Source organism: Actinoplanes sp. NPDC051405 (genome assembly GCF_055586185.1).
On sequence record NZ_JBVJIR010000001.1, the window covers coordinates 675,435 to 699,173 of the forward strand.

The window sequence follows — 23,739 nt, forward strand, 5'->3', positions numbered from 1 at the left end:
CCCTGCCAGATCGGTGCGGGCGCTCAGCTGCCCGGCCGCACCGGCAGCTCCGCCGGGTACGGCTGGCCGAAGTCCGCCGACCGGCTCACGTCCTGCCACGCGCCCGCCTCGTCGAGCTGGCGGCGCGAGTAGTCCAGCGCCATCTCGCTGGCGTTCACGCCGAGCGGCAGATGGGTCGGGACGTTCCCGCTCCTGACCGTCCGCACGATGATCTCCGCGGCCCGGTCGGGGTCGCCGGCCGCGCCACCGGCACCGGCCCGGACCCGGCGGTGCATGGCGCCGATGGTGGTGTCGTAGTCGGCCGGGATGGTGTCGACGGACATGGACGAGCCCGCCCAGTCGGTGGCGAAGCCGCTGGGCTCGACGACCAGCACCTTGATGCCGAACGGCGCGGTCTCGGCGGCGAGCACCCGGCTGAAGCCGTCGACGGCGAACTTGGCCGCCTGGTAGCTGGCGATGCCGGGCGAGCCACCGACCCGTCCGCCGATCGAGGAGAACTGCACGACGATACCGCCGCCCTGGGCCCGCAGCGGCGCGATGACCGCCCGGGAGACGTGGTAGACACCCCAGAAGTTGGTCTCGAACTGGGTGCGGAAGTCGGCCTCGGTGCCGGTCTCGATGGGGGCGACGTTGGCGTATCCGGCGTTGTTGACGACCACGTCGAGGCGGCCGTAGCGGGCGGTCGCGGCGGCGACGGCCTCGTCCACCTGGGCGGCGTCGGTGACGTCGAGGGCCACGGTGAGGATGCGGTCGCCGTACTTGTCGGCGAGGTCGGCGAGCTGCTCGGGCCGGCGGGCGGTGGCGACCACCTGGTCGCCGGCTTCCAGGGCGGCCACGACGAGAGCGCGGCCGAGCCCGCGGGAGGATCCGGTGACGAACCATGTCTGTGTCATGCCTTTAACAAAACACGGTTGCGTTATGATTGGCCAGTGATGAGCACCTCATTCCAGCGGGCCCGCTCCGCCGCCGCCAAGGAGCAGCGAGAGGCGGCGATCCTGGCTGCCGCGACCGAGCTCGGCGCCCGGCGCGGCATCCGCCAGGTGACGCTCACCGACATCGCCGAGGCGGTGGGCATGCACAAGTCCGCCCTGCTGCGGTACTTCGAGACCCGGGAGCAGATCTTCCTCAGGCTCACCGCGGCCGGCTGGCGGGACTGGTCGGCGGCGTTGTGCGCGGCGTTGCGGGAGTGCCCGCCGCGGGCCGACGCGGTGGCGGACGTGCTGGCCGGCAGCCTGGTGGAGCGCCCGATGTTCTGCGACCTGCTCGCCCAGGCCCCGCTCAACCTGGAGCGCAACGTGTCCCTCGAGTCGGTACGCGCGTTCAAGCTCGTCACCCTCACCGAGGTGGAGGCGATCCGGGCCGAGGTGCACCGGCTGCTCGGGCTCACCGAGGAGCAGAGCGTCGACGTCATCGCGACGGCGACCAGCATGGCCGGGGCGCTGTGGCAGATGGCGACACCCGGCCCCGAGGTCAGCGCGCTCTACCGCGAGGACCCGCGGCTGGCCCACGCCGTCGTGGAGGTCGGCCCGCGGCTGACCCGGGTGCTCACCGCTCTGTTGACAGGAATGCGTCCAGCAGCGTGACCAGCCGCACGGGGGTCTCGTCCATGGCGTAGTGCCCGGCGTTGGCCAGCACCTCCAGCCGGGCGTTCGGGTAGTGGGCCAGCCAGGTCCCGCGCATCGCCGCCTCGCCCAGGGCCGGGTCGTGCTCGCCGGCGATCACCAGCACCGGCACCGGGTTGCCGGCGATCTCGGCGCTGAAGTCGGTCCGCGCCCAGGCCGGCAGGTACGCGGCGAAGGCCTTGGCGTCGGAGCCGTCCAGCGAGGCCCGCACCATCCGGTCCAGCCAGCTGCCCGCGAGCCGGTTGCCGGTGGTGAGATCGATGATGGCCCGCCGGTTGGCCGGCGTCTCGGCGGCCCCGCTGAACAGCGCCCAGCCCTGCTCGTCGAAGGGCACACCGCTCGCGGGCACCGGGCTGATGCCCACCAGCCGCTCGACCCGGTCCGGCGCGTCGGCCAGCACCCGCTGCGCCACGATGCCGCCCATCGAGTGGCCGACCAGCGAGAACCGGTCCCAGCCGAGCTCGTCGGCCACCGCCAGCATGTCGGCGGCGGCCTCCGCGATCGTGTACGCGCCCGGGACGTCACGGCGCTCGCCGTAGCCACGCAGGTCGGGGAAGGCGTACGTGAAGCGCGAGCCGTCGATCAGCTCGGGCAGGCCACCCCACCCCCGGGCGGAACCGAACCAGCCGTGCAACGCCAGAACGTGAGCAGGTCCACTACCGACAGTCAAAACCATGCCCGCATTGTGCCCATCGAGGGCCGCGATGCCCAGGACCGCCCGAGTCGGATTTCGGCGGGTGGTCAGGCGGTGAAGCGGTAGCCGATGCCCGGCTCGGTGATGAGGTAGCGAGGGCGGGCGGGCTGTGGCTCGATCTTGCGCCGCAGGTTGGCCAGGTGCACTCGCAGGTAGTTGGTCTCGGTCTCGTAGGCCGGCCCCCACACCTCCTGCAGCAGCTGCCGGTGCCCGACGAGCTTGTCCCGGTTGCGGACCAGGACCTCCAGCAGATGCCATTCCGTCGGCGTGAGCCGGACCGGTTCCCCAGAGCTGCCGGTGAGCCGCTTGGCGGCCAGGTCGAGAGTGAAGTCGGCCGTGGTGATGACGGCGACGTCGGTGCCGGGCGTGGCGCGGCGCAGAGCGGCCCGGATCCGGGCGAGGAGCTCGTCCATGCCGAACGGCTTGGTGACGTAGTCGTCGGCGCCCGCGTCGAGGGCGGCCACCTTGGCGGCTTCGCTGTCCCGGGCCGACAGCACGATGATCGGGACCTGGGTCCAGCCCCGCAGCCCCTCGACGACCGTGACGCCGTCGAGGTCGGGCAGGCCCAGGTCGATGATCGCCAGGTCCGGCGGGGTCCGGGCGGCCAGCGCCAGCGCGGTGGTGCCGTCGGCGGCGGTGACGACCTCGTAGCGGCGGGCGGTGAGGTTGATCCGCAGCGCGCGCAGCAGGTGGGTGTCGTCGTCGACGAGCAGGATCCGGGTCACGGGGTGACCGGCCGGACAGCGGCGACGGGCAGGGTGATGGTCATGGTCAGTCCGCCGTCCGGGGTGTCGCCCGGGGTCAGCGTGCCGCCCTGGGCCTCGGTGAAACCTCTGGCGATGGCCAGGCCGAGACCGAGCCCGGCGCCGGCCTGGTCGTTCAGGCGCTGGAACGGTGCGAAGACACGGTCCCGGTCGGCGGCCGCGATGCCCGTACCGTGGTCGATCACCCGCAGCCGCAGCCGGTCGTCCTCGGCGCGGCCACGGATCACGACCGGCCGTCCGGCCGGGGTCGCGGCGACGGCGTTCGACAGCAGGTTGGCGACGACGCGTTCCAGCAGGCCGGCGTCGGCCTCGGCCCAAGGCAGGTCGTCAGGGATGTCCACGTCGACGGCGACGCCGTGGGTGTCGGTGATCATGACGGCCCGGGCCACGACGGCATCCAGGGCGGTCGGGCCGGAGTGCACAGACAGCACCCCGGCCTCCAGGCGGCTCAGGGACAGCAGGTTGTCCACGACAGTGGTCAGCCGGTCGGTGGACTCCTCCACGGTGGCCAGCAGCTCCGCCCGGTCGTCCGCGCTGAACTCGACGTCGGACTGCCGCAGGCTCGACACCGCGGCCTTGATCCCGGCGAGCGGCGTACGCAGGTCGTGGCCGACCGCGCCGAGCAGCGCGGCCCGGACCCGGTCGATCTGGGCCAGTTCCTCGGCCCGGGCGGCCTGACCGGCGAGCCGCTGGGTCTGCCAGGTACGGGCCGCGGTGGCGGCCAGGCGCTGCAGGGCCCGCCGGTCCTCGGCGAACAACTGCGGCCCCCACCCGATCAGCCGCACCCCTCCCCCGGCCGCGACGGACAGCACCGGCTCGCCGTGCGGTGACGGCCCGACCTCCCCGACTGTGCGTCCGTCGTCGGTGAGCGCGACGGTGTCCATCCGGTAGGTCAGCCGGACCTGCTCCAGCAGCCGGGTCAGCGAGGCGCGCTCGATCGGCTGGGTGCTGGCCGCGGCGAGCAGGGCTGCCTCGGCGTCCCGGCGCTCGGCGGTGGCCCGGTGCCGGGCGGCCAGCTCGACGGCCAGGCTCACCACCACGGCGACCCCGGCGTAGACGACCAGCACGACGACGTCGTCGGCCGTCTCGACCGCCAGGGTGTGCAGCGGCACGATGAAGAAGTAGTTGACCAGCAGGCCCGCGACGCCGGCAGCGGCCACCGCGGGCGCCCAGCCGCCGACCATGGCGGCGATGACCACCGGCACGAGATAGAGCAGGACCACGCCGGCCAGCGACAGGTCACCACGGGCGGGCACCAGCACGGCACTGACCGCGGTCAGCCCGGCCACCGCCACCGCCACGCCGGTGCCGGCCCGCCGCCACGCCCGGCGGCGCCGATCGCCCGGCGCACCGGCTGCTGAGGTTCCCATGATGCTCAGGTGTACCCGATCGGCGGCCCGACCGGCGCCGGCACGGCCGATCTCGACGCGTTCTTGACGGCTCCTCGACTCGGCGGGCATCCGGATCAGCCGTTGCGGATCTCCGGGGTGCAGTTCTCCCGGCGGGGAGTGTCGCGCCACAGGCAGATCTGCACGGTGACCGGCTGCCCGCCGATGGTCGTGGCCACCGCCGGGGTGTGCACGTAGCCGCGCTCGGTCACGGCCAGCGGCGCCGGGCAGCTGTGCCATTGCCCGCCCGCGGCGCGCCAGCGGACGCGGGCGCCGCCGGAGTGCGGGTCGTGGTCGTCCGAGCCGGCCCGGCCCCAGTAGTAGGTGCGGCCCTGGTGGCGGGCGTAGCGGGCGGAGCCGTTCATCTGGTCGAAGTCCAGCGTGGGGCTCAGCCGGGTGGCCAGGTCGTCGTCGAAGACCCGCGGCGTGTCCGCGATGACCTCGTCGCCGGTGGTGTCCGACCGGCACGCGGCCTCACCGGCAGGCTCGTCGCCGGTCGGCTCTTTGCCGGTCGGCTCCTCGCCGCGGGTGGCGACGACCAGTCCCGCCGCGGCGAGAGCCAGGACCAGCAGGACGACGCCGGCCAGCACCGCCCGATGACGCCGTGGGCGACGGGTGGTGAAGGTGGCGTCGATGATGACCGGCCCGTCGCGGAGATCCGGGCCGTCGCCGTGATCCGGGCCATCACGGTGATCCCGGGCGTCGGCTGTCGGGGAAGCCGGCTCGGTGCGCTGTGGGGTGCCGGCTCCGCGCGAGGCGGGCAGCAGGCTCGGTGCCCGCCGGTCGGCCTCCTCCGCGGCCTCCACGAGGGCGGCGACATGGGCGCAGGCCACGGCGAGACGCTCCGCGTCGGCCACGGCGAACGGCACCCGCGCGATGAGATGAGCCGCCCGGGCGACCGCGGTGACGAGGACCGGTTCGGTGATGTAACGCAGCTCCCCGGCGAGGACGCCCGCGACGATGTCCTTGTCCACCGAGACACCGGGGGCCAGGCGCCGGCTGCGGATCACCTCGGCCAGGTGACGCAGCGAGCCCGGCCGGCGCCGGCGGCGCGGCGGCGGCGATCCCGGCGGCGGTGTGTAGACGCCCTCGCGGGTCGCGTGGGCCGCTGCCGCCTCGAGGTTCGAGGCCAGCAGCCGCGCGGCGTCGTGAGCTTCTTTCCACCATGGCGCCAGCGGTTCCGGCACGAACGTCACCCCCGGGAATCGACGGCGTTCATTGTGCCAGCACCGGATCATCTGTCTGCGGGGGACAGAAGACCGCTGCCGGGGGACGGATGGACGTTCCGCCCGGCGAGCTGTCTGTCCAGCATGGAGGGCGGCCGGTCACCGAACCCCATCCACCGTGAGGAGCTATCTGTGTTCGTGAAACGTCTCGTCGGAGCCGCTGTCGCCGCGGCCCTCGCTGTCCCGCTGTCGCTGGGTGGCGCCGCCCCCGCGCAGGCCGCCCCGACCAGCGTCTACGGCATCTACAACTCCGGATCGGTCGGCATCGGCGTGCTGCAGAACTGGCGGACGTCCGGGTCGAACTACGACCGGATCCTGCCCTCGGGCAACTGGACCGACTACAACCTCGGCTGGGGGCACGCCGGCGGGGTCTACATCGGCTCCGGCTACTGCGCCGCGCGGTACACCTCCGCCACCGGCCAGCCCGGGACCTGGAACCCGGCCGGCAGCGACTTCCGGGGACCCAACCGGTTCCGGCTCGCCGGGAACTACTTCGTGCAGATCTACCCGTACCACTGCTGACCGCCCCCACTCACCCCAAGGACGTGCCCATGCGAAAGCTCATCGTCGCCGCTCTGCTGGCGGTCACGGCCGCCCTGACCGGCGCCGCACCCGCGCAGGCGGCCAGCACAGCCAAGGCCGTCCTGAACGGCAGCAGCGTCGGGATCGGCGTGCTCTACGACTACCGCTCCTCGGGATACGACGAGATCCTGCCGTCCGGCGCCTATACCACCAGCCTCGGCTGGCCGCACGCCGGCGGCGTCTACATCGGCTCGGGCTACTGCGCCCAGCGGTGGACCTGGAACGAGTCGCAGGGCAAGTGGATCCGCGCCGGCAGTAACTGGACTGCCGGGAACCACGCCGTCACCAGCGGCATCGTCAAGATCGTCGCCTACCGGATGCGGTCGTCCACGGCCTGCTGATCGCGAGGCCGCGGCCGCTCCCGTACGCGGGGAGCGGCCGTGCCGTGCGCGCAGCCTCAGATCTCGGCGATCAGATCCGCGACGCTGTCCACGATGCGCGACGGCCGGTACGGATACCGCTCGCTCTCCGCCCGCGTGCTGATCCCGGTCAGCACCAGGATCGTCTCCAGCCCCGCCTCCAGGCCGCACAGCACGTCGGTGTCCATCCGGTCGCCGATCATCGCCGTGCTCTCGCTGTGCCCGCCGATCACGTTCAGCGCCGAGCGCATCATCATCGGGTTCGGCTTGCCCACGAAGTACGGGTCGACGCCGGTCGCCTTCGAGATCATCGCCGCCACCGAGCCGGCCGCCGGCAGAGCACCCTCGTTGGAGGGTCCGGTCGGGTCCGGATTCGTGCAGATGAACCGGGCGCCGTCGTTGATCAGGCGGACCGCCTTGGTGATCGCCTCGAAGCTGTACGTCCGGGTCTCGCCGAGCACCACGTAGTCCGGCGCGTAGTCGGTCAGCACGTAACCGACCGCGTGCATCGCCGTGGTCAGGCCGGCCTCGCCGATCACGTACGCGGTGCCGCCCGGGCGCTGGTCGGCCAGGAACTGCGCGGTGGCCAACGCCGCCGTCCAGATCGACTGCTCGGGCACGTCGAAGCCCATCCGGGCCAGCCGGGCCTGCAGGTCCCGCGGGGTGTAGATGGAGTTGTTGGTGAGGATGAGGAAGGGCTTGCCGGACTGCTTCATCCGGTTGACGAACTCGGGCGCACCCGGGACCGGCTCGCCCTCGTGGACGAGGACCCCGTCCATGTCGGTGAGCCAGCTCTCGACAGCCTTGCGCTCGGTCATGAGGCTCCTCGGCGTTGCGGGGACGGGCAGCAGTTGGCCGGGCACTGGTCCCAGACCGGCAGCGTACCGAGCCGTTCCCGGGCGACGCCGTTCGTCCGCTCCTCGACCAGCTCACGGACCATCGTGACGAACCGGGGGTCGGTGCCGGGGGTGCCCGCGCGGGCGTAGCCCAGGCCGAGCTCGGCGGCGGTGTCGCGGGCCTCGTTGTCGAGGTCCCAGAGCACCTCCAGGTGGTCCGAGACGAAGCCGATCGGGCTGACCACCACGTCGGTGACGTCTTTCTCGGCCAGCGCGGTCAGGTGGTCGTTGATGTCCGGCTCCAGCCACGGCACCTGCGGCGGGCCGGACCGGCTCTGCCAGACCAGGTCCCAGGGCAGGTCCGGCGCGGCGGCGGCGTGCACCAGCGCGGCGGTCTCGTGCAGCTGGGCCTCGTAGCGGCCACCGTCGGGACCGGCGGTCCGGGCCATCGACACCGGGATGGAGTGTGCGGTGAACACCAGCCGGGTGCTGGCCCGGCGGGCCGGGTCGAGCTGGGCCAGTGCGGCGGTGACCGCGTCGGCATGCGGCGCGACGAAGCCCGGGTGGTCGTGGAACTGGCGCAGCTTGGCCACGGCCGGCGCGCCCGGGCCGACCTTCGCGCGGGCCTGGGCGATGTCCTCCCAGTACTGCTTGCAGGAGGAGTAGCCGCCGTACGCACTGGTGGCGAAGCCGAGCGCCGACGTGATGCCGTCGTCGCGCATCTGCGCCATGGTGTCGGCCAGCATCGGCTGCCAGTTGCGGTTGCCCCAGTACGTGGGCAGCGTGATGCCGTGCGCGCGGAAGTCCGCCGTCACCGCCGCCAGCAGGTCACGGCACTGCTGGTTGATCGGCGAGACGCCGCCGAAGTGGTAGTAGTGCTCGGCCACCTCGGCCAGACGTTCCTCGGGGATGCCCCGCCCGCGTGTCACGTTGCGCAGGAACGGCATCACATCGTCGGGGTGCTCGGGGCCACCGAAGGACAGCAGAAGGAACGCGTCGTACGCCACCGCTCCATACTCCCTCGCCCGGCGGGGTGGCCCACAGCCACCCCCGCCCCGGGCTCAGGCGCCGAGCGCGTGATACCCGCCGTCGACGTGCACGATCTCGCCCGTGGTGGCCGGGAACCAGTCGGACAGCAGAGCACAGACCGCCCGCGCGGCCGGCTCCTGGTCGCTCAGGTCCCAGCCCAGCGGCGCGCGTTCGGCCCAGGCCTCCTCGAACTGCTCGAAGCCCGGGATCGACTTGGCCGCCATCGTGCGCAGCGGCCCGGCCGACACCAGGTTGCTGCGGATGCCCTGCTTGCCCAGGTGCAGCGCGAGGTAGCGGGAGGCCGACTCCAGGCCCGCCTTGGCCACGCCCATCCAGTCGTAGACCGGCCACGCCTTGGTCGCGTCGAAGGTCAGGCCGACGATGCTGCCGCCCGGGCCCATCAGCGGCAGGCAGGCGGTGGCCAGCGACTTGTACGAGTACGTCGACACCTGCAGCGCCGTGGCGACGTCCTCCCACGGGGCGTCCAGGAACCCGCCACCGAGGCAGCTCTGCGGCGCGAAGCCGATCGAGTGGACCACGCCGTCGAGCCCGTCGACGTGCTCACGCACCTTGTCGGCGATGCCGGCGAGCTGCTCCGGGTTGGTCACGTCCAGCTCGATGACCGGCGCCGGCCCGGGCAGCCGCTTGGCGATCCGCTCCACCAGCGACATGCGGCCGAAGCCGGTCAGCACGACCGTCGCGCCGTTCTCCTGGGCGATCTTCGCCACCGAGAACGCGATCGACGCGTCGGTGATGATGCCGGTGATGAGCAGCCGCTTGCCGGCGAGCAGTCCAGACACTTCGTTTTCTCCGTTTCGCAGAGCTGAGCTGAGTGGGCGGGCCGACAGCTTTTGCCCGGGTTTTCCGCCGCGGGTGAATTCGGTCTCAGTGACCCATGCCGAGGCCGCCGTCGACCGGGATGACCGCGCCCGAGATGTACGCCGCGCCGTCCCCGGCGAGGAACGTCACCGCCCGGGCGACCTCATCCGGCGCCGCGAGCCGTCCGGCCGGGATCGCCTTGAGGATCTCCGCCTTGCGCGACTCGGACAGCACGTCGGTCATCTCGGTGTCGATGAAGCCCGGCGCGACCACGTTCGCCGTGATGTTACGGCTGCCCAGCTCACGGGTGATCGAGCGGGCCATGCCGACCAGCCCGGCCTTGCTGGCCGCGTAGTTGACCTGGCCCGGCCCGCCGTACAGGCCGACGACCGAGGAGATGAAGATGATCCGGCCCCACTTGGCCCGCAGCATCTTGCTGCTGGCCCGCTTGGCGACCCGGAACGAACCGGTCAGGTTGGTGTCCAGCACCCGGCTGAACTGCTCCTCGCTCATCCGCAGCAGCAGCGTGTCGTCGGTGATGCCGGCGTTGGCGACCAGCACCTCGACCGGGCCCAGCTCCTGCTCCACGGTGGTGAAGGCGGCGTCGACGGCGGCCGAGTCGGTGATGTCGCACTGGACCCCGAACAGCCCCTCGGGCGCGCCGCTGCCACGGTGCGTGACGGCGACCCGGTCGCCCTGCTCGGCGAAGGCCCGCGCGATGGCCAGGCCGATGCCGCGGTTACCTCCGGTCACCAACACGGTGCGGGCCACGCGTACTCCTTCGCTCGAGGAACAGACCGCTCGCAGACTAGGCGTTACCTGCTGGTAGGACGAAGCCCACCCCTTGTCATACCTGAGTAGGACACAGAGATCATCCCGCAGGGGCACGACGGGCCGGGGCCGGTCACCGTAGCCTGCCGGGATGGAGCTGACCGGTCCCCTGCGCCGGGTGCTGCTGGGCCCGGACCGCCGGCAGCCGCCGGCCCGGACCCGGCGCTGGGCCAGGATCCGGCTGTACGGCGTCCCGGTGGCCCTGCTCGCCCTGGTCGGCCTGGCCCTGGTGAACGCCCAGTATCTGCTCGACAACCGCGACCTCAACCGGTTCGTCGCCGGTGCCCTGGCGCTCTGGGCGGTGCTGCCGTTGCTGGTCGCCGTGCGCCGGCCGCTGCTGGCCTGGCGCCTGGCCTATCCCCTGCTGTTCCTGGGCATGCTCGGCGCCACCCCGGACGAGCCCTGGCCGTGGTCGCCGGCGCAGATCTTCGGCTTCCTGTTCGTCCTGGCCGCGCTCGTACGGCAGGAGGAGTCCGCCGTCATCGCCCTGGTGACCGCGTTGACCATCGTGCCGGTGGTGGCGTTCGCCCCGCGCGAGAACGTGTGGAGCGTCGTGATGCTCCTCGTCGCGATGGGTCTCGCCGGTGACCTGCTGTCCCGCCGTCGGCGCAACCGGGCCGAGCTGACCCGCCAGGCCGAGCTGACCGAGCTGGAGCAGGCCCGGCGGGCGGTGCTGGAGGAACGCGCCCGGATCGCCCGGGAGATGCACGACGTGGTGGCCCACCACATGTCGATGATCGCCGTGCAGGCGGAAACCGCGCCGTACCGGATCACCGACCTGCCCGCGCCGGCCCTGGCCGAGTTCGGCACCATCGCGGCGGGCGCCCGGGAGGCGCTGGGCGACATGCGGCGGCTGCTCGGCGTACTGCGCGCGGAGACCGACGAGTCGTTGCGCACGCCGCAGCCGGGGCTGTCCGACGTGGCGGCGCTCGTCGAGACCGCTCAGCGGGCCGGGGTCGAGGTCACCCTGGCCGAGGAGGACGTCGCGGAGGTGCCGGAGGCGGTCGGGCTCGCGGCGTACAGGATCGTCCAGGAAGCCCTGGCCAACGCGGCCCGGCACGCGCCCGGCGGCCCGGTGCGGGTCTCGGTCCGCGGCACCGCCGACGCGCTGTGGGTGGAGGTCGGCAACGATCCGGGCGCCGCGCCCACCGCCGCAGCCGACGGCCCCGGGCACGGGCTGGTCGGGATGCGTGAACGGTCCGCCCTGCTCGGCGGCACACTCGAGGCCGGCCCCGCGCCGGACGGCGGCTACCGGGTCGCGGCCCGGCTGCCCTTGACGGAGGTCTGAATGATCCGGGTCCTGATCGCCGACGACCAGGCCATGGTCCGCGAGGGTTTCGGCGCGCTGCTGGCCGCCCAGCCCGACCTGCTCGTGGTCGGCAGCGCCCCGGACGGCGCCGCGGCGGTGGCGGCCGCCCGCCGGCTCGACCCGGACGTGGTGCTGATGGACGTCCGCATGCCGGTCATGGACGGCCTGGAGGCGACCCGCCGGCTGCTGACCCCGGGCGCGTCGGTCCGGGTGCTGATCCTGACCACCTTCGACCTCGACGACTACGTGTACGAGGCGCTGCGCGCCGGGGCCAGCGGCTTCCTGCTCAAGGACGCCCCCGCGGCGGACCTCGTGCACGCGGTCCGGGTCGTCGCGGCCGGCGAGGCCCTGCTGGCGCCCTCGGTGACCCGCCGGCTCATCGCCGAGTTCGCGGCCCGCCCCCAGGCCCGGCCGCCGCGCCCCACGGCGCTGACGGGTCTGACCCCGCGCGAGACGGACGTGCTGCGGCTGATCGCCCGCGGCCGGTCCAACCAGGAGATAGCGGCGGAGCTGGTGGTCGCGGAGCAGACGGTGAAGACCCACGTGGGCCGCATCCTGGCCAAGCTCGCTCTGCGCGACCGGGCCCAGGCGGTCGTCTTCGCGTACGAGTCAGGTCTGATCGCCGCCGGCGAGTAGCACCCCGGTAGGGCCTCGCAGTGGGCTCCGTGGGGTGACGCCCGGGAGCAGGCCGCCGCCGCAGGGTGCAGGCCATGCGGATCTCCCTGACTCTCCTGCTGTTGACCCTGGCCCTGCCGCTGCAGGCGGCACCGCCGACCCCCGCACCCGTCCCTGCGGGTGAGCCGTACGCCTCCTGGGCCCGCTCGGGCCGCCAGTTCCTCACCCTCGACCCGCGCGGCGACGGCCGGGCCGTCGAGGTGCTCGGCGACCTGGCCGGCGCGGAACGGATCGCGGTGCTCGTCCCCGGCGTCGACACCCGGCTGCGCGACTTCGACCGCGGCCTGGGCGGCGTCGCCCGCCGGGCACCAGCCGTCCAGGCTCGCGCGCTGTACGCGGAACTACGCGCCACCGCTCCCGGCACCCGGGTCGCGGTCGTGGCCTGGCTCGGCTACGACCCGCCAGAAGGACTGTCCCTGGACTCGGCCCGCGACCTGCGCGCCCGGACCGGCGCCGACGAGCTGACCGCCTTCGTGCAGACGCTGCCGGCCCGGGCCGCGGTGACGCTCATCGGCCACAGCTACGGCGCGCTGGTCGTGGGCCTCGCCGCACCGCACCTGCCGCGCGTCGCCGACGTCGTCGCGCTGGGTGCGCCGGGCATGGGCGCGAACACGGCGGCCGGCCTGGGCGGGGCCCGGGTGTGGTCGGCGCTCGCGGACAACGACTGGATCCGGCGGATACCGCAGCTGCGGGTGGGCCACCTGGGTCACGGCCGGCGGCCTTCGTCGCCCGCGTTCGGCGCGCTGCCGCTGCCGACCGCCGGGGTGAGCGGCCACGACGGGTACCTGTGCCCGGGCTCGGCGACGCTGAGCGCGGTGGCCTCGGTCGTGCTGCACCCCGCCCCGCACTCCGCCACCGCGGGTGCGGCATGAGCGCGGCGCCGCGGGACCGGACCATCGACGCGGTCCGCGCGTACGCGATCGTCGGGGTGGTCGCCGGGCACTGGCTGGTCACCGGTCTGGTCCCCGGCCCGGACGGCGTGACGACCGCGAGCCCGCTCGCCGCGATGCCCGGGGCGGCTCCGGCGACCTGGCTGCTGCAGACCCTCGGACTGCTCTTCTTCGCCGGCGGATACTCCGCCGCCTGCTCCACGCGCGCACGCCGGTCCGCCGCCGCCAGCTCCACGCGCGCACCCCGGTCCGCCGCCGCCAGCTCCACGCGCGCACGCCGGTCCGCCGCCGCCAACTCCACACGCGTACGCCGGTTCGCCGCCGCCGGTTTCACACGCGCACGCCGGCCCGCCGCCGCCAGTTCGGCACAGGCACGCCGGCCCGCCGCCGCCGCCGCCGGGCCGGCCGGCCGGCGCCGCGGGGCGCTCGCCCGGTTGTTGCGCCCGGCGACCTTCCTGCTGGCCGGGTGGGCGCTGGTGCTGTTCGCGGGGGCGGCCTTGGGAACTCCGACCGCGACGCTGCGCACGATCGCCGGCCTGGTCGTCAGCCCGCTGTGGTTCCTGCTGCCCTATCTCGCCCTGCGCGCCGCTACCGGCCCGCTGCGCCGGGTCGTCCGCCGGCTCGGGGTGGCGGCCGTCCTGCCGCCGCTGGTGGCCGTCGCGGCCGGGGATCTCGGGCTCCTCCCGGACCTCGTGGTGATCCCCGCGGCGTGGTCGATCCCGTGGCTGCTCGGCATGATGCTGGCCGGCAGCGACCGCCGCCGCGCCCCGGCCGCCATCGCTCCGCGCGACGACGCCCGGCCGCGCCCGGGCGCCGGCCCATGGGCCACCGCAAGCCCGTCCGTGGACGCCTCCCCGCGCCAGGACGCCAGCCAGGGGATCGCCGCCGACCCGTCCCTGGGCCTCTCCCCACGGCCGGGCGTCGCCCCACGGCCCGGCGGCTCCCCACGGCCCGGCGGCTCCCCACGGCCCGGCGTCTCCCCACGGCCCGGCATCTCCCCACGGCCCGGCATCTCCCCACGGCCGGGCATCTCCCCACGGCCGGGCGGTGACCCGTGGGTGGGTGCCGGCCCGCGGCCGGGCGCCGACCCGTGGGTCGGCGCCGCGCTGGCCTGCAACGGCGCCGCGGTCCTGGCCGCGCTGATCCTGATCGGCGGCTATCCCGCCAGCGCCGTCGGGGTCCCAGGCGACGGACGGTCCAACCTGGACCCGCCCACCCTGGCCGCCGTAGCGCTGGCCGTCACCCAGATCGGTGTCTTCCTGATGCTGCGCGGACCGCTCGCCCGGCTCCTGCGCCACGACCGGGTCCGACGCCCGATCACCGCCCTCAACCGCGCCGCCGTCCCCGTCTACCTCGGCCACCAGAGCGTCCTACTGGTCGTAGCCGGCGCCGCGGCCCTGCTCAACCCCGCGATGCCCGGTCTGCTGACCGCTCCGGACAGCGCCGGCTGGGCCTGGCAGCGCCTCGCCTGGCTGCCCGTGCTGGCCGGCATTCTCGCCGTCGCGACACGTGGGCGACACCACGGTGAGCCCGATTACCTTAAGCCCCGCTTAAGAGGTACGCTCTTCGACGGTTCCCGAGCCCGGACTACTAACGGAGGTGATCGCTGTGCGAGATAGCGATCCTCCCAGTCGTGGCCGGGCCGTTCGTCAGCCGCTCTGACCTCGACCACCGCGCGCCTTCACCGGCGTGCGCCCCGAGTCTGACCCGCTGACGCAGCAACCCATCCCGCTCCAACCGCCCTGCGGCTCCGTCTCTCTGCCGGAGCCGGGTGGTGTCGTGCCGCGCCGCGACGGGAGCCGGATGCCGGCCGCGATGAGCCGTGTGCGCACTTTCCCCGTCGGTCACCCACCGGAAAGTCACAGCCATGGGCAAGTTCGTCGCTCCCCTCACCTTCACCATCGCCGCCGCCTGGGTGGTCGTCCTCTTCGTCCTCGTCCACAGCGCCCCCTGACCCGCTAGGGCAGGCGTGACGTCCAGAGCAGACTCATCGCCCCGGCGAGGAGCCCGAGCAGCAGAGCCACCCCGGCGTACCACTGGGTGACCTCACGGGGCTCGATCCGGTGGCCGATCGAGCTGCCCATGTCCTCGTACACCTGCTTGAGCTCCGAGACCGACGCCGCCTCGTAGAAGTAGCCCTTGGTCTTGTCCGCCAGCTGCTGCAGCGACAGCCGGTCCACCGGCACCCGCTGCAGCTGGCCGCGGATGTCGACCACCCCGGTGTCGGTGCCGAAGGCGATCGTCGAGACCGGCACGTTGGCCGCCTCGGCCGCCGCCGCCGCGTCCTCGACCGAGCGGCCCGAGGTCCGGTAGCCGTCCGAGAGCAGCACGATGCGGGCCGGCGGCGCGCCGTTGGCACCGTCCGCCGGGACCGTGCGGATGGCGTCCAGCGAGGTGAAGACCGCCTCGCCGGTCGCCGTCGCCTCGGCCAGGGTCAGCCCGTCGATGCCGGCGAGCACCGCGGCGCGGTCCTTGGTCGGCGACACCAGCACGTTCGCCGCCTTCGCGAACGACACCAGGCCCAGGTTGTACGTCGGCGGCAGCTCCTGCACGAACGCCTTGGCCGCCTCCTGGGCCGCCTCGATCCGGTTCGGCTGGACGTCGTCGGCCTCCATCGACAGCGACACGTCGATGGCCAGCATCACGGTCGCCCGTTCCAGCGGCTCCTCGCGGTCGATCGACGGCCGGGCCATCGCGAACGCCAGCGAGAGCAGGCTCAGCAGGAAGGCGCCGGCGGCCACGTGCCGGCGCCAGCCCAGGCCCTTGGGCGCCAGGGTGCGCAGCAGCTCCACGTTGGTGAACTTCATCGCGTACGTGCGGCGGCGGAACTGCCGCAGGACGTACGCGCCCGCCACGAGCAGGACGGACAGGACGGCGAGCAGCCACCACGGCTGCAGGAAACGGATCATCGCGTTGTCCCCCGGGTGCGTGCGTGTCGTTGGGCGGCCACAAAACGGACGACGTCCAGCAGCCAGTCGGTGTCGGTGCGCAACCTCAAGTGTGCGGCACCGGCGGCCCGAAGTGCCCTGGCAATCTCGCCGCGCTGGTTGCCGGCCGCCTCGGCGTACCGGGCCCGCAACGCCGGATCGGCCGTCTGCACCTCGTGCAGCACCCCGGTCTCCGGGTCGGCCAGGGTGAGCACGCCGACGTCCGGCAGCTCCAGCTCGCGCGGGTCGACGACCTCGATGGCCAGCACGTCGTGCCGGACCCCGAGCTTGCGGATCGGCCGCGACCAGCCCTCCACCGGCGCCAGGAAGTCGGAGATGACCACGGCGACACCCCGGCGGCGCGGTGGCCGGTTCAGCATGTCGATCAGCTCACCCAGGTCGGTGCGTCCGGGCCTGATCTGGGTACGGGCGATCGCACGCAGCAGCCCCTGCGCCTCCTTGCGGCCGGGCCGGGCGGGCATCCGCACCATCGGCTGGGTCTGTGGTGCCGGGGTGCTGGGCTCCCGCCGCCGGCGCCAGCTGAAGCCGCTGGGCTGCCGGGCGGGCAGGCCCGAGCCGGTGCCCACCACAGCGCCGATCCGGTTGCCGCCACGTACGGTCAGGTGCGCCATCGCCGTGGCCGCCGCGAGCACCAGGTCGCGTTTGAGCATGGTCGCCGTGCCGAAGTCGAGGCTGGCCGACAGGTCGACGGCCATCCACGTCTCCAGTTCACGGTCGGCCACCGTACGCCGTACGTGCGGAAGCGTGGTCCGGGCCGTGACCGGCCAGTCCATCCGGCGCACGTCGTCGCCGGGCCGGTATTCGCGGCTCTCCCCCGCCTCACTGCCCGGACCCGGCAGCAGCCCCGCGTAGTCGCCCTGCAGCAGACCGTCCAGCTTGCGCGTGACCAGCAGTTGCAGGCGCGACAGCACGGCCTCGGCGCGGGCCGTGCTCGCGTCCTTCACCACGGGCGGGAGGTCGGCGGTCGTCACGAGCTGACCGTCACTGCTGTCCTGGCCAGGCCGGCTGCTGCGGCATCGAGTCGAACGCCGGGGCACCGCTGGCCGGGGCCGGCACCGCCGACACGGGATGACCGTTGGGGTGGGCGCCGGCGTGCCCGTTGGGCGAGGTGCCCTGCCGGGAGGCGACCGACGGCATCGGCACGCTGGCCATGATCCGGGCGACGATGTGGTCGGCCGGGATGTCGTCGGCGAGCGCGTCGTAGCTGAGCACCAGCCGGTGCCGCAGGATGTCCGGGGCGATGTCCTGCACGTCCTGCGGCAGCGCGTAGTCGCGGCCGCGGAGCAGCGCGAGGGCCCGGGTGGCGCGGACGATGCCGAGCGAGGCGCGCGGGCTGGCGCCGTACTGGATGAGCTGGGCGACGTCGGGCATGCCGTGCTGGGCCGGCGCGCGGGTGGCCAGCACCAGCCGGACCGTGTAGTCGACCAGCGCGTTGTGCACGAAGACCTGGTCCGCGCGGCGCTGCAGGGCGAGCAGGTCCTCGGACGAGAAGATGGTCTTGGGCTCCGGCGGGCTCACGCCCATCCGGTAGACGATCTCCCGCTCCTCCACGTCGGTGGGGTAGCCGACCAGGATCTTCATCAGGAAGCGGTCGCGCTGCGCCTCGGGCAGCGGATAGACGCCCTCCTGCTCGATCGGGTTCTGGGTCGCCATGACCAGGAACGGGTCCGGCACCGAGTGCGTTTCGCCGCCGATCGACACCTGGTGCTCGGCCATGACCTCGAGCAGCGCGGACTGCACCTTGGCGGGCGCCCGGTTGATCTCGTCGGCGAGCAGGAAGTTGACGAAGACCGGGCCGAGCTCGACGTCGAACTTCTCGCTCGACTGCCGGTAGATCCGGGTGCCGACGATGTCGGCGGGCACCAGGTCGGGGGTGAACTGAATGCGCGAGAAGGAACCACCGACGACGCGGGCCAGGGTCTCGACCGCCAGCGTCTTGGCCACGCCGGGCACGCCTTCGAGCAGGCAGTGGCCGCGGGCCAGCAGCGCGACGAACATCCGCTCGACCATCCGGTCCTGGCCGACGATGACCCGCTTGACCTCGAACATGGCCCGTTCCAGCTGGGTGGCGTCCTGAGCGGGCGTCACCGGCCGGCCCATCTCGGGCCGCGCCTGCTCGGGCCGGCTCTGCTCCGGCCGCGCCTGCTCCGGCCATCCCTGCTCGGGCCGCGCTTGCTCGGGCCAGCCCTGCGCCGGCCGGCTCGTCTCCGGCCGGGCCTGATCGGTGCTGCCCGGATCGGCGCTGCTCGTGCCCTCGGGCATGGTCGGCTCGGCCACCGGTCCTCCATCGAGATTCTGCGGTTCTCAGGTCGCGCCGGCACGGGTGCCGACGCTCAAGACTTACACGACCACGCTGGGAGCCGTCGGGCAGAGGCGGATTACGCGCCCGCCGCGCGGACGAGGATGTCGATCTTTCTGCGCGATGCGCTCGAACGGGCACCTCCGGCGGGTAGACGCGGCACCCGCGTGAGCGTGTAACATTCAGCCCGTCGCCGGGCGACTTCCCCCGTGGTCGCCCGGCGCTCTAACCCCTCCCACCGGATAGTGTTCATCCCATGGTCGAGGGGCCCGAGGAGCTTTCCCCGCAATGCTCGCGCAAGGGCTGCCGTGCGCCCGGCGCGTGGTCGCTGCTGTGGAACAACCCCAAGCTGCACGACCCGGCGTACCGCAAGACCTGGCTGGCCTGCGACGACCACCGTGAATACCTCATCGATTTCCTGACCGCGCGGGCATTCCTGCGCGAGGTCACCCCGTTCCGGGCGCCGCAGCGCGACAGCTCCGCTTAGGCTTTCAGCGTGACCGAGCCCAGCGCCCCGGCGCCCGCCCCGACCGACCCGCTCGAGCCGTGGCCCGACACGGTCGAATGGCGGCCGGTCTCCCGCAGCCTGATCACTGTGGAATTGATCAACAGGGCGATCTGGGTGGTCATCGTCCTGGCCGGCCTGACGGTCGGCGCGGTCCTGACGGACCACTGGATCTGGCGGGCGGCGATGGCGGTGGTCGTGGCCGCGGCGATCTGGCGCTCCCTGGTGACGGTCCGGGCCGTCAAAGCCTGGGGGTACGCGGAACGCGACAACGACCTCCTGGTCCGCCACGGCCTGGTGATCCGCCGGCTGTCGATCGTCCCGTACGCCCGCATGCAGTTCGTCGACGTGACGGCGGGACCGCTGGAACGCGCGTTCAAGCTGGCCACCGTCCAGCTGCACACCGCGTCGGCAGCCAGCGACGCCAAGATCCCCGGCCTCCCCCCGGAGGAAGCGTCCCGCCTGCGCGACAGGCTGACGGCGCTGGGCGAGGACCGGGCCGAAGGCCTGTGACCGCCGCCTACTCCCGCCCCCAGCCGGACCCCGGACCCGGCGGCGACCCCGCCGCAACCACCGGGCCGTCCGATGCCGCCGAGCCGTCCGACTCCACTGGCCCACCGGATCCCACCCGACCGGTCGCCGAAACCGGGCCACCGGCGCCCGCGGACGCGGTGGTCGCAGAGCCGCGCCGGCGGTTGCACCCGCTCAGCCCGCTGCTCAGCGGCGCCAAGTCCATCGCCGTCATCGTCGCCGCTCTGAGCTGGCAGACGTTGTCGCAGGTCGGGATCGAACGCTTCGCCCTGGTCGTGGCCGTCGTCGCGGTCGGCGTGGTCATCTTCGCGGTGATCGGCTGGCTGAACACCGGCTATCACGTCGTCGGGCGGGAGCTGCGGATCCAGGACGGGCTGCTCTGGCGGCGCAACCGGGCCATCCCGCTCGACCGGTTGCAGGCCGTCGAGATGCGGCGGCCTTTGCTGGCCCAGCTCACCGGGCTGGCCGAGTTGCGGCTCGAGGTGGTCGGCGGCGGCAAGACCGAGGCTCCTCTGGCGTACCTGAGTGTCCGGGAGGCCGCCGCGCTCCGGCAGCGGTTGCTTGCGCTCGCCGGCCGTACCCCTGGGGTTGTTGCTCCGGGCGCCGCGGAGCCGGCGGTGGCCGCGCACGAGCGGCCACTCTTCCGGGTCAGCAACCGTGACCTGCTGATCAGCCAGCTGCTCACCCCGCAGGCCTTCCTGCTGCCGATCGGCGTCGCCTTCGTGGTGATGCAGTTCGTGCTCGAAGGGTCCTGGACCTTCGTCGGCATCGCCAGCACGGTGACCGCGATGGCCGGTGTGCTGCTGCAACCGGTCCGGCGGGTGCTGCAGGACTGGGACTTCCGGCTGGCCCGCGATCCCGACGGGCGGCTCGCGGTGCGCTACGGGCTGCTGGAGACCCGCAGCCAGATCGTGCCGCTGAACCGGGTGCAGTCCATCGGGGTGACCTGGCCGCTGCTCTGGCGGGCCAAGGACTGGCTGCACATGCGCCTGGACATTGCCGGGTACGCCGGCCCGCAGTCGAACGACGACAAACGCTCGGACCGCCTGCTGCCGGTGGGCGTGTTCGCGGCCGGCCGGCAGCTGGTGTGGGAGGTGCTCCCGGGCGTCGACCTGGCCGCGCTCGCCACGCTGCCGCCGCCGGACCGGGCTCGCTGGCTGCACCCGTTCGCGCTGCGGTCGTTCGGCACGGGGCTGACGCCGGAGGTCTTCGTCGCGCGCTCCGGGCTGCTCACCAAGGAGCTGACCATGGTCCCGTACGCGCGGCTGCAGAGCGTACGGGTCGTGCAGGGGCCGGTGCAGCGGATGTTGCGCCTGGCCACCGTCTACGCCGACACGGCGGGCGGGCGGTCGGGGGTGGCTCAGGACCGGGACGTCGACGAGGCGTGGTGGATCGCCGAGCAGCTGTCGATCCGCGCGCGCCACGCCCGGGCCGTGACGGCTCAGGTGACCGGGCAGCAGCAGCCGGTTCTGGCGCCCGCTGTCCCGGGTCCGTCGTTCGCCGGTCAGCCCACGGCCGGCCCGGACGAGCAGCCGGTCCAGCCCGACGCCGCCGAGCAGCCGGTCCAGCCCGCTACCACCGATCAGCGTCCGGCGCCCCCGGACAGCGCGGTGCCTGTGGATGACGCCGTGCCTGTGGATGACGCTTACTGGCGCCGGCCGCCGCAGCCCTAAGCTGTGTCGCATGGAACTACCGGAGTTCTCCCCCGGGCTCAGCGCCCGGGTGGAGCTGACCGTCACCGACGCGGACACCGCCCAGGCGCTCGGCTCAGGTGACGTGCCCGTGCTCGGCACGCCCAGGGTGCTCGCGCTGGCCGAGGCCGCCACGGTCGCCGCGACCGCGCGGCAGATGCCCGGCGGCGTCACCACGGTCGGCGTCCGCGCCGAGGTCGAGCACCGCGCGCCCACCCCGCTCGGGCGCCGGGTCACCGCGCTGGCCACGCTGGCCAAGGTGGACGGGCGCAAGCTGCTCTTCGACGTCGTGGTGCGCGACGGTGAGGAGCTGGTGGCCGAGGTCCGGGTCGAGCGGGTGCTCCTGGACCGGCAGCGCTTCATCGCCAAGGCCCTGGGCGACTGAGCAAAGGCCCTGGGCGACTGAGCAAAGCCTTGGACGACTGAGCAAGGCCTGGGGCGACTATCTCAGCAGCGCCTCGAACGGCGCCAGCGGCACCACGCCCTCGACCTGGCGCGCCAGCTCCGGATCGAGGGTCACGAAGGCGTCGGCCTGCAGCTGCGCGACGGCCACGTATTCCGCGGCGACCGTGTCGTCCCAGCCGAACTGCTCGGCCACCCGCCACGCGGTCTGCCGGGAGACCCGGTCGCCGAGCAGCCGGATCTTCATCGTGGTGATCCCGTCGAGCAGCTTCCGCGCGTCCGCCGCGGCGATCTCGCCCTGCCGGGTCTGCCGGTAGAGCAGCGAGAGCGCCTGTGAGCGGAGCACGTTGGGGGCCACGAGCTGATGTTCGGCGGCCACCGTCACGCCTTCACGGACGAGACGGATCGCGGTGGGAGCGTCGATCGTGTATCGCGTCATGCCCCATCTTGGCCTGCGAGGTGGCGGCCGGCAGCTCGAGGGCGGCGAAGTGTTCCGCGCCCAGGAACGAGGTGATCTCGGCGATCCGGTCGTCGCGCAGAGTCAGCACGGTGATCGCCCACGCCCGCCCGTCGAGGTACTGAGCGACCGCCGGCTGCCCGTTCGCGGTCACCGGCACGTTGTGCCACGATCCGCACGAGCTCAGCGGCACGCGGGCCGCGAAGTCGGTGACCGCCGCCAGCCCCTCGTACCAGTGCGGCAGCGGCGGCATCGCCCAGGTCACGTCCTCGGTGAGCAGCGTGACCAGCCCGTCGACGTCGCCGCGTTCGAGCGCCGCCGAGTAGCCGCTGACGATCTCCCGCAGCCGCGCGTCGCCGAGCTTGCGCAGGGTCTGCTGCTGGCTGCGCGCCGGCACCTTCGCCGCCACGATCGCCCGGGCCCGCTGCAACGCGCTGTTCACCGACGCGGTCGAGGTCGCCATCACCTCGGCGATCTCGGCCGCCGAGAAGCCCAGCACCTCGAAGAGCAGCAGCGCCGCACGCTGGTTGCCCGGCAGATGCTGCAGGGCGGCGACAAACGCGAGCTCGACCGCCTCGCGCTGCTCGTAACGCGCGTCCGGCCGGGCGCGGCCCAACTGCCCGTCCGGGTACGGCCCCAGCCACGCAACCTCGTGCGACGGCACATCACCGAGCACAGCCCGGGGACTCGACGGCCCGACGTCGACGGGCAGCGCCCGCCGTCCCCGCGCCTCGGCCGCGTCCAGGCAGGTCCGGGTGGCCACGGTGTAGAGCCACGAGCGCAGCGAGCTGCGGCCCTCGAACCCGGCGAGCCCGCGCCACGCCCGCAGCAGCGCGTCCTGCAGCGCGTCGTCGGCGTCGTGGGTGGAGCCGAGCATGCGGTAGCAGTGGGCGTGCAGCTCCCGGCGCAACGGCCCGACGACGCGGTTGAACGCCTCGTCGTCGCCGTTGCGGGCCCGGGCCAGGTCGGCGGGTTCGGCGCGGGTGTCACTCACCTCACGAAGTGTGCCCGACGGTCAGCCTTCCAGGACGGCCCGCAGGCGTACCTCGAACGCCGCCGGGTCCTCGGCGAAGCCGATGTGGTCGCCCGGGAACATGGTCGGCGCGAGGCCGAGGCCGGCGGCGAGCGCCCGGGATGCCCGGTCGCACAGCTGCCCGGTGGAGTCCTCGCCGATGCCGACCACGATCCGGGTGGGCACCGCCCGCAGCCGGTCGAGGTCGGGCACCCACCGGGCGGTGGCCCGCAGCATGTGGGCGAACTGGAAGTGCTCGTCGGCGACGGTCTGCGGCGAGCGGTCGCTGAGGAACACCTGCTCGATCATCTCCGGCGGGAAGGCGATATTGGCCGCCCGCAGGAATCTGACCCAGGCACCGAGCACGTCCCCGGCCAGGTACGTGGCGACCATGTCCTCGGTGGCCGCGTACAGCTCGGCGCGGTCCTCCAGCAGCTCCTGCAGCGGCGGCTCGTGGGCGATGACGGTGTGCACCAGCTCGGGCCGGCTCTGCGCCAGGGCCAGCACGCTGACCGCGCCGCCGCTGGAGCCGAGCGCCACGGCCGGCCCGGCGTCGAGGTGGGTCAGCAGCCGGGCCAGGTCGTCGGCGCGTTCCTGCGGGGTGGAGTCCCGGTCCGGGTGGTCCACCGAGCTGCGGTTGATGCCACGGGGGTCGGTGGTCAGCACGGTGTGGTCGCGGGCCAGCAGGCCGGCGAGCGCCTCGAACGAGCGGGCGTCCATGGGCGCGCCGGCCAGCAGCACGAGCGGGCCGCTGCCGCGTACCTCGTAGTGCAGCCGGGCGCCGGGCACGGCGAACTGCTGGGCGGTGACGGGAATCGTGGTCATCGAGGGTCCTCCGGACACGGTCGGGATGCGTTGTCCGAGAGGTGA

General features: G+C 73.4%; 26 protein-coding genes and 1 pseudogene. 12 read left to right on the forward strand and 15 right to left on the reverse strand.

Features of this window, described 5'->3' with window-relative positions:
* Positions 1-23: 23 nt before the first annotated feature.
* Positions 24-893 (reverse strand): SDR family NAD(P)-dependent oxidoreductase, encoded by an 870-nt coding sequence (locus ACZ6S4_RS03090; protein WP_465473282.1) that lies wholly within the window; start codon positions 891-893, stop codon positions 24-26.
* A 39-nt stretch (positions 894-932) separates the two neighbouring features.
* Between ACZ6S4_RS03090 and ACZ6S4_RS03095 the strand changes: the two genes are divergently transcribed.
* Positions 933-1,583: a TetR/AcrR family transcriptional regulator gene (locus tag ACZ6S4_RS03095; RefSeq protein ID WP_465473283.1), complete on the forward strand. Its 651-nt coding sequence runs from the start codon at positions 933-935 to the stop codon at positions 1,581-1,583.
* Here the strand turns inward: ACZ6S4_RS03095 and ACZ6S4_RS03100 are convergent.
* The 4 genes from ACZ6S4_RS03100 to ACZ6S4_RS03115 all read right to left on the reverse strand — a co-directional run bounded on the left by ACZ6S4_RS03100 (position 1,546) and on the right by ACZ6S4_RS03115 (position 5,655).
* A complete protein-coding gene (locus ACZ6S4_RS03100; RefSeq protein ID WP_465473284.1) occupies positions 1,546-2,298 on the reverse strand; it encodes an alpha/beta fold hydrolase in 753 nt (250 codons plus the stop codon). The two genes, ACZ6S4_RS03095 and ACZ6S4_RS03100, sit on opposite strands and share 38 nt — an antisense overlap.
* 65 nt (positions 2,299-2,363) lie before the next feature.
* Positions 2,364-3,041: a response regulator gene (locus ACZ6S4_RS03105; RefSeq protein ID WP_465473285.1), complete on the reverse strand. Its 678-nt coding sequence runs from the start codon at positions 3,039-3,041 to the stop codon at positions 2,364-2,366.
* Complete coding sequence (locus ACZ6S4_RS03110) at positions 3,038-4,450, reverse strand: sensor histidine kinase (protein WP_465473286.1); 1,413 nt, start codon at positions 4,448-4,450, stop codon at positions 3,038-3,040. Before ACZ6S4_RS03110 ends, ACZ6S4_RS03105 begins: the two co-directional genes overlap by 4 nt.
* 95 nt (positions 4,451-4,545) lie before the next feature.
* Positions 4,546-5,655 carry a hypothetical protein gene (locus ACZ6S4_RS03115; protein ID WP_465473287.1) on the reverse strand — a complete coding sequence of 370 codons (1,110 nt, stop codon included), beginning with the start codon at positions 5,653-5,655 and terminating at the stop codon, positions 4,546-4,548.
* Between the two features lie 171 nt (positions 5,656-5,826).
* Between ACZ6S4_RS03115 and ACZ6S4_RS03120 the strand changes: the two genes are divergently transcribed.
* Positions 5,827-6,216 (forward strand): hypothetical protein, encoded by a 390-nt coding sequence (locus ACZ6S4_RS03120; RefSeq protein WP_465473288.1) that lies wholly within the window; start codon positions 5,827-5,829, stop codon positions 6,214-6,216.
* A 29-nt stretch (positions 6,217-6,245) separates the two neighbouring features.
* Positions 6,246-6,617 (forward strand): hypothetical protein, encoded by a 372-nt coding sequence (locus ACZ6S4_RS03125; RefSeq protein WP_465473289.1) that lies wholly within the window; start codon positions 6,246-6,248, stop codon positions 6,615-6,617.
* A gap of 56 nt (positions 6,618-6,673) precedes the next feature.
* Here ACZ6S4_RS03125 and ACZ6S4_RS03130 read toward each other — a convergent pair whose 3' ends face one another.
* From ACZ6S4_RS03130 to ACZ6S4_RS03145, 4 genes are all read right to left on the reverse strand, one after another.
* Positions 6,674-7,453 carry an HAD-IIA family hydrolase gene (locus tag ACZ6S4_RS03130; protein WP_212992989.1) on the reverse strand — a complete coding sequence of 260 codons (780 nt, stop codon included), beginning with the start codon at positions 7,451-7,453 and terminating at the stop codon, positions 6,674-6,676.
* Positions 7,450-8,478 (reverse strand): ferrochelatase, encoded by a 1,029-nt coding sequence (locus ACZ6S4_RS03135; RefSeq protein WP_465473290.1) that lies wholly within the window; start codon positions 8,476-8,478, stop codon positions 7,450-7,452. Before ACZ6S4_RS03135 ends, ACZ6S4_RS03130 begins: the two co-directional genes overlap by 4 nt.
* Positions 8,479-8,532: 54 nt before the next feature.
* A complete protein-coding gene (gene fabI / locus ACZ6S4_RS03140; protein ID WP_465473291.1) occupies positions 8,533-9,300 on the reverse strand; it encodes an enoyl-ACP reductase FabI in 768 nt (255 codons plus the stop codon).
* Positions 9,301-9,385: 85 nt separating this feature from the next.
* Positions 9,386-10,090: a beta-ketoacyl-ACP reductase gene (locus ACZ6S4_RS03145; RefSeq protein WP_433727005.1), complete on the reverse strand. Its 705-nt coding sequence runs from the start codon at positions 10,088-10,090 to the stop codon at positions 9,386-9,388.
* Between the two features lie 151 nt (positions 10,091-10,241).
* On the opposite strand from ACZ6S4_RS03145, the gene ACZ6S4_RS03150 reads away from it, so the two are divergent.
* The 5 genes from ACZ6S4_RS03150 to ACZ6S4_RS03170 all read left to right on the forward strand — a co-directional run bounded on the left by ACZ6S4_RS03150 (position 10,242) and on the right by ACZ6S4_RS03170 (position 14,978).
* Positions 10,242-11,438 carry a sensor histidine kinase gene (locus ACZ6S4_RS03150; RefSeq protein ID WP_465473292.1) on the forward strand — a complete coding sequence of 399 codons (1,197 nt, stop codon included), beginning with the start codon at positions 10,242-10,244 and terminating at the stop codon, positions 11,436-11,438.
* A complete protein-coding gene (locus ACZ6S4_RS03155; RefSeq protein ID WP_465473293.1) occupies positions 11,439-12,095 on the forward strand; it encodes a response regulator in 657 nt (218 codons plus the stop codon).
* A 74-nt stretch (positions 12,096-12,169) separates the two neighbouring features.
* On the forward strand, positions 12,170-13,006 hold the full coding sequence (locus ACZ6S4_RS03160) for an alpha/beta hydrolase (RefSeq protein ID WP_465473294.1): 837 nt from the start codon (positions 12,170-12,172) through the stop codon (positions 13,004-13,006).
* Entirely contained in the window at positions 13,003-14,643 is a 1,641-nt protein-coding gene (locus tag ACZ6S4_RS03165; RefSeq protein WP_465473295.1) for a hypothetical protein, read from the forward strand. The genes ACZ6S4_RS03160 and ACZ6S4_RS03165 overlap by 4 nt, the downstream gene beginning before the upstream one ends.
* Before the next feature lie 203 nt (positions 14,644-14,846).
* Positions 14,847-14,978 carry a hypothetical protein gene (locus ACZ6S4_RS03170; protein ID WP_465473296.1) on the forward strand — a complete coding sequence of 44 codons (132 nt, stop codon included), beginning with the start codon at positions 14,847-14,849 and terminating at the stop codon, positions 14,976-14,978.
* Positions 14,979-14,982: 4 nt separating this feature from the next.
* Here ACZ6S4_RS03170 and ACZ6S4_RS03175 read toward each other — a convergent pair whose 3' ends face one another.
* The 3 genes from ACZ6S4_RS03175 to ACZ6S4_RS03185 are packed head-to-tail and all read right to left on the reverse strand — an operon-like array spanning position 14,983 to position 18,072.
* Positions 14,983-15,933, reverse strand: coding sequence for a VWA domain-containing protein (locus ACZ6S4_RS03175; protein ID WP_465473297.1), 951 nt, complete (start codon positions 15,931-15,933; stop codon positions 14,983-14,985).
* Positions 15,930-16,943 carry a DUF58 domain-containing protein gene (locus ACZ6S4_RS03180; RefSeq protein ID WP_465473298.1) on the reverse strand — a complete coding sequence of 338 codons (1,014 nt, stop codon included), beginning with the start codon at positions 16,941-16,943 and terminating at the stop codon, positions 15,930-15,932. Before ACZ6S4_RS03180 ends, ACZ6S4_RS03175 begins: the two co-directional genes overlap by 4 nt.
* A 10-nt stretch (positions 16,944-16,953) precedes the next feature.
* Complete coding sequence (locus ACZ6S4_RS03185) at positions 16,954-18,072, reverse strand: AAA family ATPase (RefSeq protein WP_465473490.1); 1,119 nt, start codon at positions 18,070-18,072, stop codon at positions 16,954-16,956.
* Between the two features lie 455 nt (positions 18,073-18,527).
* Here ACZ6S4_RS03185 and ACZ6S4_RS03190 point away from each other — a divergent pair, with 455 nt between their 5' ends.
* The 4 genes and pseudogenes from ACZ6S4_RS03190 (at position 18,528) to ACZ6S4_RS03205 (ending at position 21,383) form a co-directional block, all read left to right on the forward strand.
* On the forward strand, positions 18,528-18,758 hold the full coding sequence (locus tag ACZ6S4_RS03190; RefSeq protein ID WP_465473299.1) for a hypothetical protein: 231 nt from the start codon (positions 18,528-18,530) through the stop codon (positions 18,756-18,758).
* Positions 18,759-18,767: 9 nt separating this feature from the next.
* Positions 18,768-19,289, forward strand: a complete 522-nt coding sequence (locus tag ACZ6S4_RS03195) for a PH domain-containing protein (protein WP_465473300.1) — start codon at positions 18,768-18,770, stop codon at positions 19,287-19,289.
* Positions 19,286-20,737: pseudogene (locus ACZ6S4_RS03200) on the forward strand (PH domain-containing protein); the annotation flags it as partial. The gene ACZ6S4_RS03195 and the pseudogene ACZ6S4_RS03200, both read left to right, overlap by 4 nt.
* A gap of 253 nt (positions 20,738-20,990) precedes the next feature.
* Positions 20,991-21,383, forward strand: a complete 393-nt coding sequence (locus ACZ6S4_RS03205) for a thioesterase family protein (protein ID WP_451914763.1) — start codon at positions 20,991-20,993, stop codon at positions 21,381-21,383.
* 57 nt (positions 21,384-21,440) lie between these two features.
* On the opposite strand, the gene ACZ6S4_RS03210 is transcribed toward ACZ6S4_RS03205, so the two are convergent.
* From ACZ6S4_RS03210 to ACZ6S4_RS03220, 3 genes are read right to left on the reverse strand one after another with little or no spacing between them, the layout of a single operon-like run.
* Positions 21,441-21,839 (reverse strand): hypothetical protein, encoded by a 399-nt coding sequence (locus ACZ6S4_RS03210; RefSeq protein ID WP_465473301.1) that lies wholly within the window; start codon positions 21,837-21,839, stop codon positions 21,441-21,443.
* Positions 21,790-22,851, reverse strand: coding sequence for a sigma-70 family RNA polymerase sigma factor (locus ACZ6S4_RS03215; RefSeq protein ID WP_465473302.1), 1,062 nt, complete (start codon positions 22,849-22,851; stop codon positions 21,790-21,792). Before ACZ6S4_RS03215 ends, ACZ6S4_RS03210 begins: the two co-directional genes overlap by 50 nt.
* A 21-nt stretch (positions 22,852-22,872) precedes the next feature.
* Positions 22,873-23,694: an alpha/beta fold hydrolase gene (locus tag ACZ6S4_RS03220; protein WP_465473303.1), complete on the reverse strand. Its 822-nt coding sequence runs from the start codon at positions 23,692-23,694 to the stop codon at positions 22,873-22,875.
* Positions 23,695-23,739: the final 45 nt, after the last annotated feature.